Raw genomic sequence first — 17,498 nt, forward strand, 5'->3', positions numbered from 1 at the left:
GATCACGCCATGCCGCCCACCGGTTCCGACGCCCCGGGACGCGACTGTCCATTATGGACAGTGAAGGTCAGGGGCGCGACCGCTGACGACAAGAGCCAGTTCGGCTCGGGAACGGCGACCGGAGGCGGTGCCGGATGACCCGGACGCCGGAGGTCGACGAGCTGTACCGGCGGGACCTCGCCGCCGTCGCCGGCATCGAGAAACTGCGGTTCTTCCCGCTGTCCGTGGTCGCCGGCGAGGGCTGCTGGCTGACCGAGGCGGGCGGCCGGCGGCTGCTGGACCTGTCGGCCACCTGGACGGCCAGCGGGCTCGGGCACGGCCACCCCGCCGTGACCGAGGCGGTGGTCCGGGCGGTCCAGCGGCCACCGGGGGCCGGCGCGCTCTCCGCCGCCCACCCGGAGGCCGTGGGCCTGGCCGAGGAGCTGTTGGCGGCGGTGCCCGGGTCCGGTGACCGGCGGGTCTACCTCGGGCACGCCGGCTCGGACGCCAACGACGTCGCGTTGCGGGCGTGCCGGATGGCCACCGGACGACACCGGGTGGTGGCCTTCGAGCACGGCTACCACGGGGGCGGCGGCCTGGCCATGGGCGTCTCCGGGGTCCACGTGGACGCCGGGATGCCGGCCGACCCCGGCGCGGTCTTCGTGCCCTACCCCGACCCGCTGCGCCCGCACACCGGGGACCCGGCCACCGCGGTCGCCGCGTCGGTGGCCGCGGCCGAGGAGGCGATGGCGGCCGGCGACGTGGCCTGCCTGATCGTGGAGCCGATCCTGTCCGACGGCGGGTTGGTGGTGCCGCCGGCCGGTTTCCTGGCCGCGCTGCACGCGGCGTGCCGCCGGCACGACGTCCCGATGATCTGCGACGAGGTCAAGATGGGGCTCGGCCGGCCCGGTCTGCTGCACGCGTTCCAGCACGACGACGTGCGGCCGGAGATCGTGACCTTCGGCAAGGCGCTCGGCGGCGGGCTGCCGCTGTCCGCGGCGGTCGGCCCGGCCGAGATCCTGGACGGGCCGCCGGCGGCTGCGCTGCTCACCACGGCCGGCAACCCGGTCTGCGCGGCGGCCGGGCGGGCGGTGCTGCGCACGGTCACCGAGGAGCGACTCCCCGAGGCCGCTGCGCGGGCCGGCGCCCGGCTGACGGCTGGACTGCGGGAGATCGCCGCCGGCACCGGGCCCGGCGGCGCGGCGGCGGGCGAGCGCGTCGGCGACGTTCGCGGCCGGGGCCTGGCCATCGGCGTGGACCTGGTCGACTCCGGCCTGCGCCGGGACCCGGCGTTGGCGCGTCGGGCGGTCTACCGGGCGTGGCAGCTCGGCGCGGTCGTCCACTACGTCGGCGGCAACGTCCTGGAGGTCACCCCGCCGCTGGTGATCGGCGACGCGGAGATCGACCAGGCGGTGGAGATCCTGGGCACGGCCATCGGCGACGCGGCGCGCGGCGTCGTGCGGGACGAGGAGGTGGCGGCCTATGTCGGCTGGTGAGCGAGCCGGGTTCGAGGCGCGGGTGTCGGCCCTGCCGCTGGTGGACCACCACGTCCACGGCGCGTTCGCCGGCGAGCTGGACCGGGCCGGGGTGGAGCTGGCGCTGAACGAGGCGTCGCCCGACCCCGTGCCGGAGTGGATGACGCAGTTCGACTCCCAGGTGGGGTTCGCCGTGCGCCGGTGGTGCGCGCCGGTGCTGGACCTGCCGCCGCACGCCTCCGCCGACGCGTACTGCGCGCGGCGCGCCGAACTCGGGCACGTCGAGGTGACCGCGCGGCTGTTGCGGGCGGCGGGAGTGTCCGACTGGGTCGTCGACACCGGCTTCGGCGCGGAGTCCTTGTTGGACGTTCCGGCGATGGCCGAGGTGACCGGGGGAAGGGCGCACGAGATCGTGCGGTTGGAGTCGGTGGCCGAGCGGCTGGCCGCGTCGGGTGTGTCCTCAGTGGACTACGCGGACACGTTCCTGGCCGAACTCGCCGCCGCCACCCGGGACGCGGTGGGCGTGAAGACCGTGCTGGCCTACCGGTGCGGGTTCGACCTGGACTGGCGTCGGCCGGACCCGGCGGAGGTGCGCGCCGCCGCCGGCCGGTGGGTCGACTCCGGCCAGCGTCGGCTGACCGACCCGGTGCTGCTGCGGTTCGGCATCGACGCCGCGGTCGAGTTGGGTCTGCCGATCCAGTTCCACACCGGGTTCGGCGACCGCGACCTGGACCTGCACCGGTCGAATCCCATTCTGCTGCTGGACTTCCTGCGCGATCCGCGGCTCGCTGAGATTCCCGTGCTGTTGCTGCACTGCTACCCGTACCACCGGGAGGCCGGATATCTGGCCCAGGCCTTCCACAACGTCTACCTGGACGTCGGTCTGGCGGTGAACTTCCTCGGCGCGCGCAGTTCCGCCCTGGTGGCGGAATCCCTGGAACTGGCGCCGTTCGCCAAACTGCTCTACTCCTCGGACGCCTGGGGACTGCCGGAACTTCACCACCTCGGCGCGGTGTTGTGGCGTCGCGGGGTGATCAGCACCGTGGGGCGGTGGATCGAGGACGGTGACTGGTCAGCTGCCGACGCCGAGCGCGTGATCACGATGATCGCGCAGGACAACCCGAAGCGGGTCTACCGGCTGCGGTGACGACTTTCCCGTCCACACCAGGGGGTTGAGATGTCGGTCGACGGGACGGCCGCGCACCTGGCGGCGTTGCGCGCCGCGCTCCGCGAGGAGCTGCCGGCCGCGGTGGAGCTGCGCAGGGAACTGCACGCGCAGCCCAACCTGTCGGGGCAGGAGGGGCCGACGCGCAAGCTGCTGGTGGACGCGCTGCCCGCCGACCTCGCGGTCGAACAGGTCGCGGACACCGGGGCGGTGGTCCGGGTCGGCCCGGCCGGTCCGGCGGTCGGCGTGCGCGCCGAGCTGGACGCCCTGCCCATCGTCGAGTCGACCGGTGTGCCCTGGGCCGCCGCGAGCGGGATGATGCACGCCTGCGGCCACGACGTGCACATGGCCGCGCTCGTCGCCCTGGTCCGCGCGGTCCACCGGGTCGGCGGACCCGCCCCGCTGGTCGCGGTCTGCCAGCCGAGGGAGGAGACTTCTCCCTCTGGCGCCAACGACATCGTGGCCTCGGCACTGCTCCGGCGGCACCGGGTCGAGGCGCTGGTCGCCGCGCACGTGCATCCCCAGGTCGCGCCGGGCGAGGTCGCCGTGGCGGGCGGGGCGGTGAACGCCTCCGCCGACGAGTTCGAGGTCACCGTGCGGGGAAAGGCCGGCCACGCCGCCTATCCGCACCTCACCAGGGATCCAGTCCTCGCCCTGGCCCACTTCGTGACCGCCGCGCAGCAACTCGTCAGCAGGGACACCGATCCGATGGAACCGGCGGTGGTGGCCGTCTGCGCGTTGACCGCTGGCGCGGCGGCGAACGCCGTCCCGGCCGAGGCGGTCGCGCGCGGCACGGTCCGCGCGATGTCGGAGTCCCAGCGGGATCTGCTCCACGAGCGGTTGCGGGAGATCGCCGGGGGAGTCGCGATGACCCACGGCTGCCGGGCCGACGTCGAGATCACGCGCGGCGAACCCGTGCTGCACAACGACTTCGGCCTGGCGAAGGCCACCGCGGAGCTGTTGACCGCGATGTCCGTGCCACTGGGCACGCCCGTGCGGTCCTGCGGAGCCGACGACTTCGCCTTCTACCAGGCTGTCGCGCCGCTGCTGATGATGTTCGTCGGAGTGGACGGGAACACCGGGGACGGCCTGCACGCGCCCACTTTCCTGCCCGCCGACACCGCCGTCGGGCAGGTGGCGGACAGCCTGTTGGCCGGATACCTCGCGGCCGCCGCCCAGTGGGGACAACAAGTCCCCAGCTCTTACACAGGGTGACAACTCGGCGTCGCACCCGCACTTCCGGGTGGCGAGGCCGGCGCGCGTATCTGGAGCGGCCGCACACTGCTCCTCGGAGGGTGTGGCCGAATGTCCCCGGTGGAACGGACAGAACCCGGCAAGAAATCACCGAGAACCCACCGAGAACTGACCACAAGGACGACCTCGGACCGACGAGTCGCGCCAGATGGCGGGTCGACGCGTCCGGCACGCTCTGCCACCGTGGATGCGGCTACGGATCGTAACCGCAGCCGCATCCGATCCGGCGACATCGGGATCAGGGGGATTTTCGTGCATGTCATCGGACGAAGGCGTACTCGACTCCTCGCGTGTCTCGTCGCGCCGCTGGCCGCGCTGCTGCTGACCAGCGGCGTGAGCCCGGCGGCCGACCCGGCCGCGGACGCGCCCGAGGCGTTCTCGGGCGCCAGCTGGGCCGCGGACTGGCCCACCTGGCAGAAGGACCTGTCCGGCTCCCGCTCCAACCGGGCGGAACGCCGGATCACCCCGGACAACGTGGAGAACCTGCGACTGAAGTGGGCGTTCACCCACCCCCAGCCGAAGGGCCTGCCCGACGGGGTGCGGCTGACGGCCAGGAGCCAGCCGGCGGTCGTGAACGGGGTCGCCTACTTCGGCTCGACCGACGGGAAGTTCTACGCGGTCAACGCCCGGACCGGGAAGACGAAGTGGGAGCTCGACCTGAACGAGGTGAACTCCGGCTCCGGGTTCACCGCGGTGCGCAACAGTCCCGCGGTCTCCGGCGGGAAGATCTTCTTCGGCGACTACGCCGGCCACCTGTACGCGGTGGACCAGAAGTCCGGCGAGCTGGTGTGGTCCACGAAGATCGACAACCACCCGCAGGGCCTCACCACCAGCTCGCCGATCGTCCACGGTGGACGGGTCTACGTCGGGGTGTCCAGCGCGGAGAACACCGGCGGGATCGAGACGGCCTGCTGCACGTTCCGCGGGCACGTCGACGCGTTGGACGCGAACACCGGCGCACTGGTGTGGCGGCACTACACCGTGCCCGAGGCCAAGGCCGTGGGCACCTGGCCCAACGGCGCGACCCGGTACGAGCCCTCCGGCGGTGGCGTGTGGAGCTCGCCGGTGATCGACCCGAGCACGAGGACGCTCTACGTCGGAACCGGCCAGAACTACACCGGCAAGGAGGGTGAGACGGACACGGTCCTGGCGTTGGACATCGCGAACGGCGAGGTGCGGTGGAAGCGCCAGATGACGTTCCCCGACGTCTGGCGGCAGGTGTGCGCCGACCCGAGCGCGCCGCCCGGGTACTGCCCGGGGGCGAAGGAGGGCGCGGCGCTGGACTACGACTTCGGGGCCATGCCGAACATCTTCTCCGCCAACGGCCGCAAGCTCGTCGGCATCGGCCAGAAGAACGGGATGTACCACGTGTTCGACGCCCACACCGGCGAGGTCGTCTGGCAGCGCCAGCTCGGCAAGCCGTGGCCCAACGGCGGTGTCGGCGGAATCCAGTGGGGCGCCAGCTACGACGGGAAGCGGCTCTACGTGGCGACCTGGTTCGCCGACCCGGGTTCGCTGTTCGCACTGGACCCGGCCACCGGCAGGACGTTGTGGGAGACCAAGCACCCGGCCAACGGGTGCAGCACCGGCGGCGCGGCCAAGCACCCCGAGGTCTGCGCGTTGGCCAACACCCCGGCCGTGTCGACCAGCCCGGGCCTGGTCTACGAGGGCAGCGCCGACGGCAAGATGCGCGCCTACTCGGCGGAGAACGGCAAGGTGCTGTGGGAGTTCGACACCATCCGGGAGTTCCAGGGCGTGAACGGCCTCACCGGCCACGGCCAGGGCATCTCCGGCGCCGGCGGCGCCGTGATCGCTGACGGCGTGCTCTACGTCAACTCCGGCTACTTCGGACAGTACGGCAGGTTCTACCCGACCGACAAGGGAAGCGTGCTCCTGGCGTTCAGCCTGCGCTGATCTCCACTCGTGAGAGGGCTCCCCGTCCCCAGGGACGGGGAGCCTTTTCGCGTTCCCGGGCGAGGCGCGGCGCATCGGACCGACCACATCGCACTATCCGAAAAGGACACTCATGAGGGTGGGCGGGACGGTGTCCGGACCGCGGCCGGAGCCGTTCGGAGCTGGTTCGCTCGTTGATCACCATGTTCACGGAGGTGCGGGAGGAGGCGGATGCGCTGTCGGCGCGGTCGTCCCGGCCGTCTGCCGGCGGTTCCGGCCCGTGCGAGCTCCACCGCCGACGGCCGGCGGGGCGGGTGGAAAATCTGTCAGCTCTTCCCGGCCAGCCCGAATTGCCTCGCGGGCGAATGTGTTTCCTGCGGTGTTCGCCCGGTCGCGGGTCGGAGGAAAGAAGTGGGTCGGCTTTCTTTCATCCCCCGAAATTCGTCGGGGCTTGGGAATTCCGCTCGGCCGTGCCCGGCGACGCCGTCCGGAGCAAGCTGTCCCGCGTGTCGCCGGGGACCGGGAGGGCCGCTTCGCGTTGGCGGGCTGGCCCGGGTGGCCGTGGCGTGGCTACTCCCGCCGCACACAGGGAAAACAGGGTCTGCGAGTGCTCTGCGCTGCCGTTTTCACGGAAGCGAACGGTTGTCGCGGCCCAACGGGGGTGGGTGCGTTCGGGTCAGCGGGTTCGTGCGGAGAGCTGGTGAAGGCCGCGCCCCCGTTCGGTGAACCCGCTGGTAAACACCCGTCACCCAGTTCTGTCGCCGTGGTCCCGATGGCGATCACTCGGACGGCTCTGGTGACTCGAACTCCCGCGCCGGTAGCGTCTGCGCTGGTCGGAAATACGGTGGAAAAAGCGGATGTTTGGCGACGCGACCCTGCCCCTCGCTCCCGTCGCCACGCGTCCTTTGGTGTGCACGCCAGGACTTGGGGGTCGTCGCGTGAAGGCACTGACGTTCGTAGCGCCCGGCGAGGCGGTCTTCGGCACCCGCGCGGTGCCCGTCCCCGCCCCCGGTGAGGCGCTGGTCCGCCTCGGGTACAACTCGATCTGCGGCAGCGACCTGTCGCTGTACCGGGGCGTCTGGCACGGATTCGGCTACCCGGTCGTGCCGGGTCACGAGTGGAGCGGGACGGTCGTCGAGGTCAACGGGCCCGGCGACGAGTTGGTCGGCCGGGACGTGGTCGGCGACCTCACGTGCCCGTGCGGCGCGTGTGCCGCCTGTCAGCGCGGGACTCCGGTGCTCTGCGAGAACCTCCAGGAACTCGGGTTCACCCGGGACGGCGCGTGCGCGGAGTACATGACCATCCCGACGCGCAACCTGCACCGGCTGCCGGCGGAACTGTCGTTGCGGGTCGCCTGCCAGGTGGAGCCGGTCGCCGTTGCCCTGCACGCTCTGTCCACTGTGGACGTCTCGCCCGGGGAGAAGGTGGCCGTCCTCGGCGCCGGCGGGATCGGCCTGCTGTTGTCACAGGTGGCGCGACACCGGGGCGCGGTGATCACCACCGTCGGCGAGCCCGTCCCCGAGCGCAGGGCGGTCGCCGCCCAGCTCGGGGCGGCGACGGTGACGACCGGCCGCCCCGGCGAGCTGGCGGACCTGGTGGCCAAACGCCCGGAGCTGACCCCCGACGTCGTGCTGGAGGCCTCCGGCTACCCGGTCGCCCTGCAGGAGGCGATCGAGGTCGTGCGCCCCGGCGGCCGGATCGGCGTGGTGGGCTACCGGGTCGAGGAGATCAGCCCGATGGCGACCCACCACGTCGCCGTGAAGGCGTTGACGATCCGGGGCTCGCTGGGGCCCGGCAACCGGTTCCCCGACGCCATCGACCTGCTCGCTCGGCGCGAGATCAACGTCGATCCGCTGCTCAGCCACGAGTTCGCGCTGGCCGACCACGCCCGCGCGCTGGAGCTCGCGTTGCGCCGCACCGAGGGCAACATCCGCTCGTTCTTCAACCTCCGCGCCTGAGGGCGTTCGCCGGTCGGCAACCCCCCGCGTCCGCGGTGGAGCGTCCCCGCGCCGTCGACGGCGCTCCACCCGCACCCGCCGCACTGGGCGTCATCTCAGGGAGCGACCCGTGTCTCAGCATGCCGCGTCCGCAGACGAAACATCGGCCGGGGCGCCCGCCGCCGACCCGAGCCCCGAATCCCGGGCGCGGGCCAGGGCGACGGGCCGGCGACTGCGCCTGTTCTTCGGGCTGCACGAGCTGGTCCCGCTCTTCCCGCTCTACCCGCTGCTGTTCGCCGACCACGGGCTGTCCACCGCGGGGATCTCCGGGTTGCTGGCCCTCTGGTCGGTCACGGCCTTCGTCCTGGAGGTGCCCTCCGGGGTCCTGGGCGACATGTTCTCCCGCCGTTGGCTGCTCGCCGTCGGCACCGCCGTGCGGGCCTGCGGTTTCGGCCTGTGGGTGGCTTTCCCGTCGCCGTGGGCCTTCGCCGCCGGGTTCCTGTGCTGGGGCCTGTGCGACGCGCTGACCTCGGGAACGCTGGAGTCGCTGATCTACGACGAGCTGCGCGCGGCCGGCGCGTCCCACCGGTACGCGGCGGTGATGGGCAGCGGCCGGGCGGTGTCCCTGCTCTCCACGCTCACCGCGATGACGTTGGCCGGGCCGGTCTTCGCGCTCGGCGGCTACCCGCTCGTCGGGATGATCAGCCTGGGCAGCGGGCTGGCCTGCGCCGTCGCCGCGCTGCGGTTCTCCGAGCCGCCCCGGGACCAGGTCGGGCGGGAGGACGGCGGGTTGCGTTGGTACGTCGCGACCTTCCGGGCCGGGGTGTCGGAGGTGCGGCGGGACCGGGTGGTGCTGCGCGCGGTGCTCATCGCCGCGTCGCTGCACAGCATGACGGCCATCGACGAGTACTTCCCCATGCTGGCAAGGGCGAACGGCGCGTCGACGACGATGGTTCCGGTGCTGGTGGCCGTGACGGTCGTCTGCGCGGCGGCCGGCAGCGGTCTGGTCGGCAGGACCGCGCACGCCCCGCCCGCCGTGCTGGGCCTCGCCCTGCTGGCCTCGGCCGGGCTGATGGTGGCGGGCGCGCTGAGCGGGCTCCAGGCGGGCATGCTCGCCGTCGGGGTGAGCTTCGGCCTGGTGCAGTGGGCGCTGGTGCTGGCCGACACGCGGTTGCAGGACGCGATCACCGGTCCGGCGCGCGCGACCGTCACCTCGGTCGTCGGGTTCGGCGCCGAGGTGGCCTCGGTCGGCTTCTACCTGGGCGCCGGCGCTCTCTCCACCGTCACCTCCACGTCCGAGCTGTTGGCCTGGTTCGCGGTGCCGCTCGTCCTCATCGCGGTGGCCGCCCCGCGCTGGTTGAGACGGGAACCGCAGCCGCCCGGCGAGGTTCCCCGGGCGCCGGGAGCGGAACCACCGCGGCCTGCCTGAGCACCGAGCGGCGCGAGCGGGTCCACGCCTGGCTCGGCGCCGCCGGCCGAGTCCGCGACCAACCCCTTCTGTCCTCTGTGGAGAGTCCGCTGATCGCGAGGCGCGCCGCCACCGGCGCGACCTCCTGCCGGAAGTCCAGTGCACGTGACCGTTCCTGACGCGTGAGGAGCACGTCGATGACCCAGACCAACGAGATCAGCGCGACGACGGGGGACTGGAGCCGGTCCGCCGAGCACCTGCGCCGGTCCCACGAGGTCACCACCAACCCCCGTCCCGACCAGGACGGCCAGTTCCCCTGCGTGCTCTCCAGGGGCGCGGGGGCGCGCGTGTACGACCTGGACGACAACGCCTACTTCGACCTCACCTGCTCGTTCGGCACCGTCCTCATCGGACACGCCGAGCCGGCCGTCACCGACGCGATCCGGGCGAGCCTGGACGACGGGAACCTGTTCTACACCGGGCCGAGCCCGCGCCGGCTCGCGCTGGCCGAACGCCTGCTCGACTGGTTCCCCTGGGCCGACCAGGCGTTGTTCTACCGGACCGGGTCCTGCGCGGTCTCCGCGGTCGCCCGGCTCACCCAGCACGTCACCGGCCGGACGACCGTGCTCACCTCGGGCTACCACGGCTGGCATGACTGGCACCTGGAGGCGGTGCCGGAGGCCAAGCTGTTCCCGTCCTACGCCACCGAGTTCCACGAGGACCTCGACGTCTACCGCGCCTACCTGGAGCGGCACGCGGACGAGATCGCCGCCGTGGTCGTCACGCCGGAGCCCACGCGGAAACCGGTGGGCCACTACCGCGTTCTGCGCGAGCTGGCCGCCGAGCACGGCTGTCTGTTCGTGGTGGACGAGGTGAAGACGGGCATGCGCGCGGGGAAGGGCGGGCTCAGCGCCCTCGCCGGGCTGGAACCGGACGCGGTGACCGTCTCCAAGGGACTGGCCAACGGGCACAGCATCTCCGCCGTGGTGGGCAGCCGCCGGATCACCGACGGCCTCGACGAGGCCCACGTGTGGTCCACGTACCAGAACGAGCAGGTGGGCTTCGCCGCCGCACTGGCCACTGTGGACTTCCTGGAGAGCCAGGACGTGGCCGCGGTCGTCGGACGCACGGGACGCGTGGTGGAGCAGGCGTTCCGGAGCGCGTTCGCCGAACGGGGCCTCCCGGTGGAGGTGCGCGGCTGGGGCCCGATGTTCGACCTCGACTTCTCCGCTGCCGAGGAGGGACTGGCCGACCGCCTGCAACTCGCCTTCCTCCGCCACGGCGTCTTCTGCGACATCGGCGACGACTTCAACGTCATGTACCGCACCGCCGACCACCTCGACGAGCTGACCGGGCGGGTGACCGCGGCGATCAGGTCGGTCTGAGCCGCCACCGGGACGGCGCCCGGACCAGAACCCGGGCCAGAAGGGAGCGCGCATGCTGCTGATCTCACCGGACGAGGCCGCGCGTCGGACCTACGACGCCTGTGTCATCGGCAGCGGCGCCTCCGGCTCCGTGGCCGCGGCCGTGCTCGCCGAGCGCGGTCTGTCGGTGCTCGTGGTGGAACAGGGCGGCCCGATCCCGCCGGGCGCCGACGGGGAGGACCACGAGGACCCCGACGGGTGGGCGTTCGCGCGCCGCGACGGGCGCTGGACCCGGGACGGCTACCCGTGGACGGCCATGGCGCTCGGCGGGGGAACCCTGTTCTACGCCGGGATGTCCTACCGCTACCAGCAGACCGACCTGGCCCCGCCCTCGTCGTTCCTCGGCGCCGCCGACTACGACCACTGGCAGGTCGGCCTCGCCGACCTCGAACCGCACTACGAGTGGATCGAGTACCAGCTCGCGATCGCCGGCCCCTCCAGGAAACAGGTGGGCGACTACGTCTTCCCCGTCTACCACCGGCCGAGCCTGCCGCTCACGCCGCCCGGCGCGGCGCTGGCCGAGGGCGCTCGCTCGCTCCACCTCACGCCCCTGCCCACCCCGGTGGCGATCAGCGGGGTGCGGGACCGGTTCGGCCCCGGCTGCGCCCAGACCACCCCGTGCACCTCGTTCTCCTGTCCCACGAAGGCCAAGGCCGACGTCGTCAGCCGGGTTCTCGCTCCCGCCGAGGGAGACGTCTCGGTGGTCGTCCACACCAGAGTCGTCCGGCTCGTGGCGTCGAGTCCGCACCGGGTTGACGCGGTCGAGGTGCTCGACCGCGAGAACGGCACGCGCCTGACCCTGCGCGCCCGTCGATTCCTGTTGGCCGCCAACGCGATCCAGTCCGCCGCGCTGCTGCTCCGGTCGACAACCCGCACCGAGCCGGACGGGATCGGCAACCGGCACGGGCTCGTCGGGCGGCACCTCGCGATGAAGAACAGCGTGTACGTGCGCGGGACCATCCCGCGCAGACTGCCCGGGTACACCCCGTTGCGACACCGGTACTCCAGCGTCTGCGTGTTGGACTTCCTCACCGGAGAAGCGTTTCCCGACGGAATCGGCGGACTGATCCACGAGGCCAACCCGTGGGAGCCCGCCGCCGAGCGGGAGGCGGCCCGCGGCACCCTGTTGCAGGTCGAGTGCCTGGTGGGCGACCGGCCCCAGGCCGAGAACCGGGTTCGGCTGTCCCGGACCCGGGACCGGGACGGCCTTCCCCGCATCGTCATGGACTACCGGCCGCACCCCGCCGACCTCCGGCGCTTGGCCGTGTTGTCCGAGCGCGCCCACGACATCCTCACCAAGGCCGGCGCCGTCGACGTGCGCGAGGTGGACACCGCCTACGAGTTGGGCAGCGCGCACCTGCACGGAACCCTGCGCGCCGGCCGAGACCCCCGCACGTCGGTGACCGACCCGTTCGGCCGCCTGCACGACCACGACAACGTCTGGTCGGTCGACGGCGCCACGTTCCCGTTCGCCGGCAACCCCAATCCCACCCTCACCATCCAGGCCAACGCCCACCGGATCGCGCTCGCGATCGACTGACCGGGCGAGGGCCGCACCCAAGATCCCCCTGTGCCACCGGAGGTGGAGACATGCGTGTCCTCGGACTGAACGGCTGGCCCCGCGACTTCCACGACGCGTCGGCGGCCCTGCTCGTCGACGGCCGGATCACGGCGTTCGCCGAGGAGGAGCGGTTCACCAGGAAGAAGCACGGGTACGACACGGCTCCCGCGCAGGCGGCGGCGTTCTGCCTGGCCCAGGCGGGCCTGACCGTGGACGACCTGGACGCCGTGGCCTTCGGCTGGGACCTGCCCAGGATGTACCGCGAGCGGCTGGGCGGCTGGCCGCACTCGGACAGCGAGGCGCTGGACATCCTGTTGCCCCGGCACCTCTTCCCCCGGCGCACCGACCCGCCGCTGCACTTCGTCCAGCACCACGTGGCGCACGCGGCCAGCGCCTACCACTTCTCCGGCGTCGACCACGGCGCGGTGCTGATCGTGGACGGCGAGGGCGAGGAGGAGTGCGTCACCCTGGCCCGGGCCGAGGGCGGGAAGATCACCGTGCTGGACACCGTCCCCGGTGCGTGGTCCCTGGGCTTCTTCTACGAGTCGGTCAGCGAGTACACCGGCCTGGGCGGCGAGAACCCCGGCAAGCTCATGGGACTGGCCGCGCACGGGACCGCGGCGGACGAGACGATGTCCACCTTCGCCTTCGAGCCGGACGGTTACCGGCTCGGCCTGCTCGACCCGGACGCGCGGGACCCGGAGGACTGGGACGAGTACTACCTGACGCAGCGGGCGTGGTTCGCGCACCTGGAGCGGACGTATCGCTTGCCCCCCAACGAGTTCGTCCACCGCTACGACCCCGCCAAGGGGCGGGTCGTGCGGGACACGCGACGGGACCCCTACGAGTACCGGGATCTGGCGGCCACCGCCCAGGCGGCGTTGGAGCGCGCGGTGTTCGGGCTGGCCGACTCGGTGCTCTCCCGCACGGGAGAGCGCAGTCTGTTCGTCGCAGGCGGTGTCGGTCTCAACGCGACCCTGAACGGCAAGCTGCTGACGCGGTCCACTGTGGACCACGTGTTCGTTCCCCCGGTGGCCAGCGACATCGGCGTGAGCCTCGGCGCGGCGGCGGTGGTCGCCGTCGAGCTCGGCGACCGCATCGCGCCCATGGGCGACACCGCCGCCTGGGGACCGGAGTTCTCCCCGGACCACGTGCGGGCCGCGCTCGACCGCACCGGCCTGTCCTACCGGGAGCCGGCCAACCTGGAGCGGGAGGTCGCCACGCTCGTCGCCGACGGCAAGGTGGTGGGCTGGGCGCAGGGCAGGGCCGAGGTCGGCCCGAGGGCGTTGGGCCAGCGCAGCCTGCTGGGCTCCGCGCACTCCCCGACCATGCGCGACCACATCAACCTGCGGGTCAAGGACCGGGAGTGGTGGCGTCCGTTCGCCCCCAGCATGCTGCGCTCGGTCAGCGACCAGGTGCTGGAGGTCGACGCCGACTTCCCCTACATGATCATGACGACGAAGGTGCGCGCGGCCTACGCCGAGCGCCTGCCGTCGGTGGTGCACGAGGACTGGTCGACCCGCCCGCAGACCGTGACCGAGGCCGGGAACCCGCGCTACCACCGGATGCTCACCGAGCTCGGCGACCTGGTCGGCGACCCGGTCTGCCTCAACACCTCCTTCAACGACCGGGGCGAACCCATCGTCTCGTCGCCGGCCGACGCCCTGCTCACCTTCGCCCGCCTGCCGATCGACGCCCTGGCCGTCGGCCCGTACCTGGTGACCAGGGACCTCCGCCACTAGCCAGGGCCCGTCCGTCCACAGTGGACATCCCGACGCCGGTCACCGAAGTGCCCCTCCGGTCGACCACCGCGGCCGCCCCCGCACGCCCGCAGAGGAAGGGATCGTCGACCATGCCCGTCCACCTCGCGATCAACAACGGAACCCCGGTGCGCACCCGGCCCTGGCCGGTCTGGCCCCAGCCGGCCCGGGGCGCGCTCGGCGCGCTGGAACGCGTGCTCCACTCCGGACGCTGGGCGATCAGCGGCCCCTACCGGGGCGCCGAGTCGGCCGAGCGCCGCTTCGCCAGGACCTTCGCCGCCTACAACGGGGTCGCGCACTGCGTCCCCGCGGCCAGCGGCACCGCCAGCCTCATGCTCGCGCTGGAAGCCTGCGGCGTTGGCGTCGGCGACGAGGTCATCGCCCCCGGACTGTCCTGGGTGGCCTCGGCCTCCACCATCGTCGGCGTCAACGCCGTCCCGGTCCTCGTCGACATCGACCCCGCGACCCTGTGCCTGGACCCGGCCGCGGTCGAGGCGGCGATCACGCCTGCCACCAGGGCGATCGTCGTCGTGCACCTGTACTCCGCGGTGGCCGACCTGGACGCGCTGCGCGCGGTCGCCGACCGGCACGGCCTGCCGCTGATCGAGGACTGCGCCCAGGCCCACGGCGCCGAACACCGCGGCCGTAAGGTCGGCTCGGTCGGCGACATCGGGACGTTCAGCATGCAGCACAGCAAGGTGCTCACCAGCGGGGAGGGCGGAGCCGCGATCACCGACTCCGCCGCGCTGGCCCGCAGGATGGAACACCTGCGCGCCGACGGCCGCTGCTATCCCGCCGCCGCGCCCGCGCCCGGACACATGGAACTGGTCGAGACCGGGGAGCTGATGGGCAGCAACCGGTGCCTGTCGGAGTTCCAGGCCGCCGTGCTCGTCGAGCAGCTCAGGGAACTCGACGAGCAGAACGCCCTGCGCCGTCGCAACGCCCTGCTGCTCAACGAGCTTCTCGCAGAGCAGGGGCTGCGGCCGCAGGACAGCTCGCCAGGCACCACCAGCCGCACGTACTACGTCTACGCCGCCGCCCTGCCCGACGACGCGCTGACCGACGTCCCGATCGCCGCCGTGACCGGGGCGCTCACCGCCGAGCTGGGCTTCCCGATCTCACCGGCCTACGCGCCACTGCACACCAACCGGCTCTACGCGCCGGCCTCCCGCCGCCGGTTCGCGCTCGGCGACGAGCACGAGAAGCGGATCGACCCCGGCCGGTTCCACCTGCCGGTGTGCGAGCGGCTCACCCGCCGCCTGATCACCTTCCACCACGCCGCGTTGCTCGGCGACGAGTCCGACGTGCGCGACATCGCCACCGCCGTCGCCAAGGTGCTGCGGCACCGCGGGGAGCTGCGGGCTTGAGCGCCCGCACCGGACCTTGGGGAGTGCAGATGCAGACCACCACCATCACCATGGGAGACGTCCACTACCCGTACCGGCTCGGCACCGGCTGCGTCGACGCGGTCGTCGACCGGCTGGGCGAGCTGGGCGCCAGCCACTACCTCGTGCTGTGCGACGCGACCGTCGCCGAGCTGTACGGGAATGACCTCGTCGCACGCCTGAACCGCGCGGCCGGGCCGGCCACCGTCCTGGTGCACCCGGCGGGGGAGGAGCACAAGGGGCTCGGCACGCTGAACACCCTCGCCGACGCCGCTCTCCACGCCGGAGTCGACCGGCGGGGACTGGTCGTCGCGCTGGGCGGCGGTGTCACCGGGAACATCGCCGGTCTGCTCGCCGCCCTGCTGTTCCGCGGGATTCGCCTGGTGCACGTGCCGACCACGGTCGTGGCGATGCTCGACTCGGTGCTGTCGTTGAAACAGGCCGTCAACGCCCAGGTGGGCAAGAACCTCGTCGGCACCTTCTACCCGCCGGTCGAGGTGCTCGCCGACACCGCGGTGCTGAACACCCTGCCGGTCAGGGAGATCCGGTCGGGGCTGTGCGAGGTCGTGAAGAACGCGTTGGCGATCCGGCCCAGCATGATCTCCTTCCTGGCCGCCGAGCTGCGACCCGACGGCCGCTACGCCGACGACGTCCTGCGCTGGATGATCGACGAGAGCATCGCGGCGAAGGCCCAGGTCACCGAGCACGACAAGTACGAGCGGCGGGAGGGCCTGGTCCTGGAGTACGGCCACACCGTCGGCCACGCCCTGGAACACGCCTCGCACGGCGCGGTGTCGCACGGCGCCGGCGTCGGGCTGGGAATGGTCGCCGCCGCCCGGGTTTCGCACCGCCTCGGGCACGTCGACGCCGGTTTCGCGGAGCTGCACCGGGAGTTGGTGAGCAAGGTCGGCGTCGCGACGACCGTGCCGACCAGCGTTCCGCACCAGGAGATCACCTACCGGCTCGGCTTCGACAACAAGCGGGGGTACCAGTCCCTCGCCGCCGACCAGTACGCGATGGTCCTGCTGGAGGGCGCTGGCCAACCGCTGCGCCGCGACGGCCTGCCACTGACACCGGTGCCCAGAGCCCTGGTCGACGAGGTCGTGCGGGAACTGGCCGGTGTCCCGTCGCGCGTCGGCGCGTCCGTCGCCACCGCGGGGGGTGCGTCGTGAGCGCGCCGCTGGGAGTCGCCGTGGTGGGCGCCGGGTTCATGGGCGGTGTCCACGCCGAAGTGCTCGCCGCGCACCCGCGTGCCCAGCTCGTCGCGGTCTGCGACCTCGACCAACGGGCCGCCCAGGAGTTGGCCGGGCGGTTCGCCGTTCCGACGGTCACCGACGACCTCGACCGCGTCCTGGCCGACGACCGGGTCGGCCTGGTGGTGGTGACGACCCCGAACGCGCTGCACGCCGACCAGGCGGCCCGGGCGTTGCGGGCCGGCCGACACGTGTTGGTCGAGAAACCCCTCGCCCTCACCCCGGACGAGATCCACGGGCTGCTGCGGCTGGCCACCGAGCGCGGCCTGGTGCTGGCGCACGGCAGCAACTTCGTGCAGAGCCCCAAGTTCCGCCGGGTTCGGGAACTGGTCGCCGACGCGGAGGCGTTCGGCACGCCCCACCTGGCCCGGGTCGTCGTGCGCAACGCGGGACCGGACTCCGGGTGGTGCCTGGACCCGGCGCTCGCCGGTGGGGGAGTGCTGCTCGATCTCGGTTGCCACGCCGTGGAGATCTGCCGCTGGCTGCTGGGTGGCGCCGAGGTTCGCGCCGTCACGGCCCGGAGCCAACGCGTGCGGCGTCCTGACGGCCCCGTCGAGGACCAGGCCGTGCTGTTGCTGGAGTTCGCCGACGGCGCGCTGGGCCAGTGCGACATCTCCTGGGCCTGCCCCGGTGGTGAGGAGATCACGACCGAGGTGCTCGGCACCACCGGCAGGGCCGGGGCCGACCTGTGGACGGGGATGGGCGTGGACGCCTTCTCCGAGCGGGGTTTCGCCAGTGTGTGGGAGCCGAACAAGGGGTGGGTCCGGCCCGAGTGGGAGTGGGTGCGCGCCAGCGGCTACGTGCACCAGGACCACGCCGTCGTCGAGGCGGTCCTCGACAGCGTGCCGCTGCCCCACTCCCCGGCCGAGGCGTGGGTCTCGTCGCGGATTCTGGCGGCGGCCGAGGAGAGCGCGGCCACCGGTCGCACGGTCGAGCTGACCTCGACGCCGAACGGGCTGCCGTTACCCGACGCCGTGCCGGGAGGCGACCGTGTCCACTGAGGA

12 protein-coding genes are annotated in these 17,498 nt (G+C 72.7%); all 12 read left to right on the forward strand.

Going from position 1 to position 17,498, the window contains the following annotated elements; translation table 11 throughout:
• The first annotated feature begins 134 nt into the window (after window positions 1-134).
• On the forward strand, window positions 135-1,475 hold the full coding sequence (locus BUE43_RS08305; protein WP_073480769.1) for an aspartate aminotransferase family protein: 1,341 nt from the start codon (window positions 135-137) through the stop codon (window positions 1,473-1,475).
• A complete protein-coding gene (locus tag BUE43_RS08310) occupies window positions 1,462-2,601 on the forward strand; it encodes an amidohydrolase family protein (RefSeq protein ID WP_073480770.1) in 1,140 nt (379 codons plus the stop codon). Before BUE43_RS08305 ends, BUE43_RS08310 begins: the two co-directional genes overlap by 14 nt.
• 30 nt (window positions 2,602-2,631) lie before the next feature.
• Window positions 2,632-3,834, forward strand: a complete 1,203-nt coding sequence (locus BUE43_RS08315) for a M20 metallopeptidase family protein (RefSeq protein WP_073480771.1) — start codon at window positions 2,632-2,634, stop codon at window positions 3,832-3,834.
• A 291-nt stretch (window positions 3,835-4,125) separates the two neighbouring features.
• Window positions 4,126-5,787 (forward strand): outer membrane protein assembly factor BamB family protein, encoded by a 1,662-nt coding sequence (locus BUE43_RS08320; RefSeq protein ID WP_234995602.1) that lies wholly within the window; start codon window positions 4,126-4,128, stop codon window positions 5,785-5,787.
• A 917-nt stretch (window positions 5,788-6,704) separates the two neighbouring features.
• On the forward strand, window positions 6,705-7,724 hold the full coding sequence (locus tag BUE43_RS08325) for a zinc-dependent alcohol dehydrogenase (RefSeq protein WP_073480772.1): 1,020 nt from the start codon (window positions 6,705-6,707) through the stop codon (window positions 7,722-7,724).
• A gap of 109 nt (window positions 7,725-7,833) precedes the next feature.
• On the forward strand, window positions 7,834-9,132 hold the full coding sequence (locus tag BUE43_RS08330) for an MFS transporter (protein ID WP_159447711.1): 1,299 nt from the start codon (window positions 7,834-7,836) through the stop codon (window positions 9,130-9,132).
• 176 nt (window positions 9,133-9,308) lie between these two features.
• Complete coding sequence (locus tag BUE43_RS08335; protein ID WP_073480773.1) at window positions 9,309-10,496, forward strand: aminotransferase class III-fold pyridoxal phosphate-dependent enzyme; 1,188 nt, start codon at window positions 9,309-9,311, stop codon at window positions 10,494-10,496.
• Window positions 10,497-10,548: 52 nt separating this feature from the next.
• Window positions 10,549-12,075, forward strand: a complete 1,527-nt coding sequence (locus BUE43_RS08340; RefSeq protein WP_073480774.1) for a GMC oxidoreductase — start codon at window positions 10,549-10,551, stop codon at window positions 12,073-12,075.
• Between the two features lie 50 nt (window positions 12,076-12,125).
• Complete coding sequence (locus BUE43_RS08345) at window positions 12,126-13,838, forward strand: carbamoyltransferase family protein (protein ID WP_073480775.1); 1,713 nt, start codon at window positions 12,126-12,128, stop codon at window positions 13,836-13,838.
• A gap of 110 nt (window positions 13,839-13,948) precedes the next feature.
• Window positions 13,949-15,223 carry a DegT/DnrJ/EryC1/StrS aminotransferase family protein gene (locus tag BUE43_RS08350; RefSeq protein WP_073480776.1) on the forward strand — a complete coding sequence of 425 codons (1,275 nt, stop codon included), beginning with the start codon at window positions 13,949-13,951 and terminating at the stop codon, window positions 15,221-15,223.
• 29 nt (window positions 15,224-15,252) lie between these two features.
• Complete coding sequence (locus tag BUE43_RS08355) at window positions 15,253-16,413, forward strand: 2-deoxy-scyllo-inosose synthase (protein ID WP_073480777.1); 1,161 nt, start codon at window positions 15,253-15,255, stop codon at window positions 16,411-16,413.
• The gene (locus BUE43_RS08360) at window positions 16,410-17,495 is read left to right on the forward strand and encodes a Gfo/Idh/MocA family protein (RefSeq protein ID WP_073480778.1); all 1,086 of its coding nucleotides are present in this window, start codon (window positions 16,410-16,412) and stop codon (window positions 17,493-17,495) included. The genes BUE43_RS08355 and BUE43_RS08360 overlap by 4 nt, the downstream gene beginning before the upstream one ends.
• Window positions 17,496-17,498: the final 3 nt, after the last annotated feature.

The sequence above is a fragment of the Streptoalloteichus hindustanus genome, assembly GCF_900129375.1.
Classification (GTDB): domain Bacteria; phylum Actinomycetota; class Actinomycetes; order Mycobacteriales; family Pseudonocardiaceae; genus Streptoalloteichus; species Streptoalloteichus hindustanus.

Coding starts and splice junctions, on each gene's coding strand:
- BUE43_RS08350 (WP_073480776.1), top strand. CDS start 13,949: ATGCCCGTCCACCTCGCGATCAACAACGGAACCCCGGTGCGCACCCGG.
- BUE43_RS08315 (WP_073480771.1), top strand. CDS start 2,632: ATGTCGGTCGACGGGACGGCCGCGCACCTGGCGGCGTTGCGCGCCGCG.
- BUE43_RS08305 (WP_073480769.1), top strand. CDS start 135: ATGACCCGGACGCCGGAGGTCGACGAGCTGTACCGGCGGGACCTCGCC.
- BUE43_RS08310 (WP_073480770.1), top strand. CDS start 1,462: ATGTCGGCTGGTGAGCGAGCCGGGTTCGAGGCGCGGGTGTCGGCCCTG.
- BUE43_RS08340 (WP_073480774.1), top strand. CDS start 10,549: ATGCTGCTGATCTCACCGGACGAGGCCGCGCGTCGGACCTACGACGCC.
- BUE43_RS08345 (WP_073480775.1), top strand. CDS start 12,126: ATGCGTGTCCTCGGACTGAACGGCTGGCCCCGCGACTTCCACGACGCG.
- BUE43_RS08355 (WP_073480777.1), top strand. CDS start 15,253: ATGCAGACCACCACCATCACCATGGGAGACGTCCACTACCCGTACCGG.
- BUE43_RS08335 (WP_073480773.1), top strand. CDS start 9,309: ATGACCCAGACCAACGAGATCAGCGCGACGACGGGGGACTGGAGCCGG.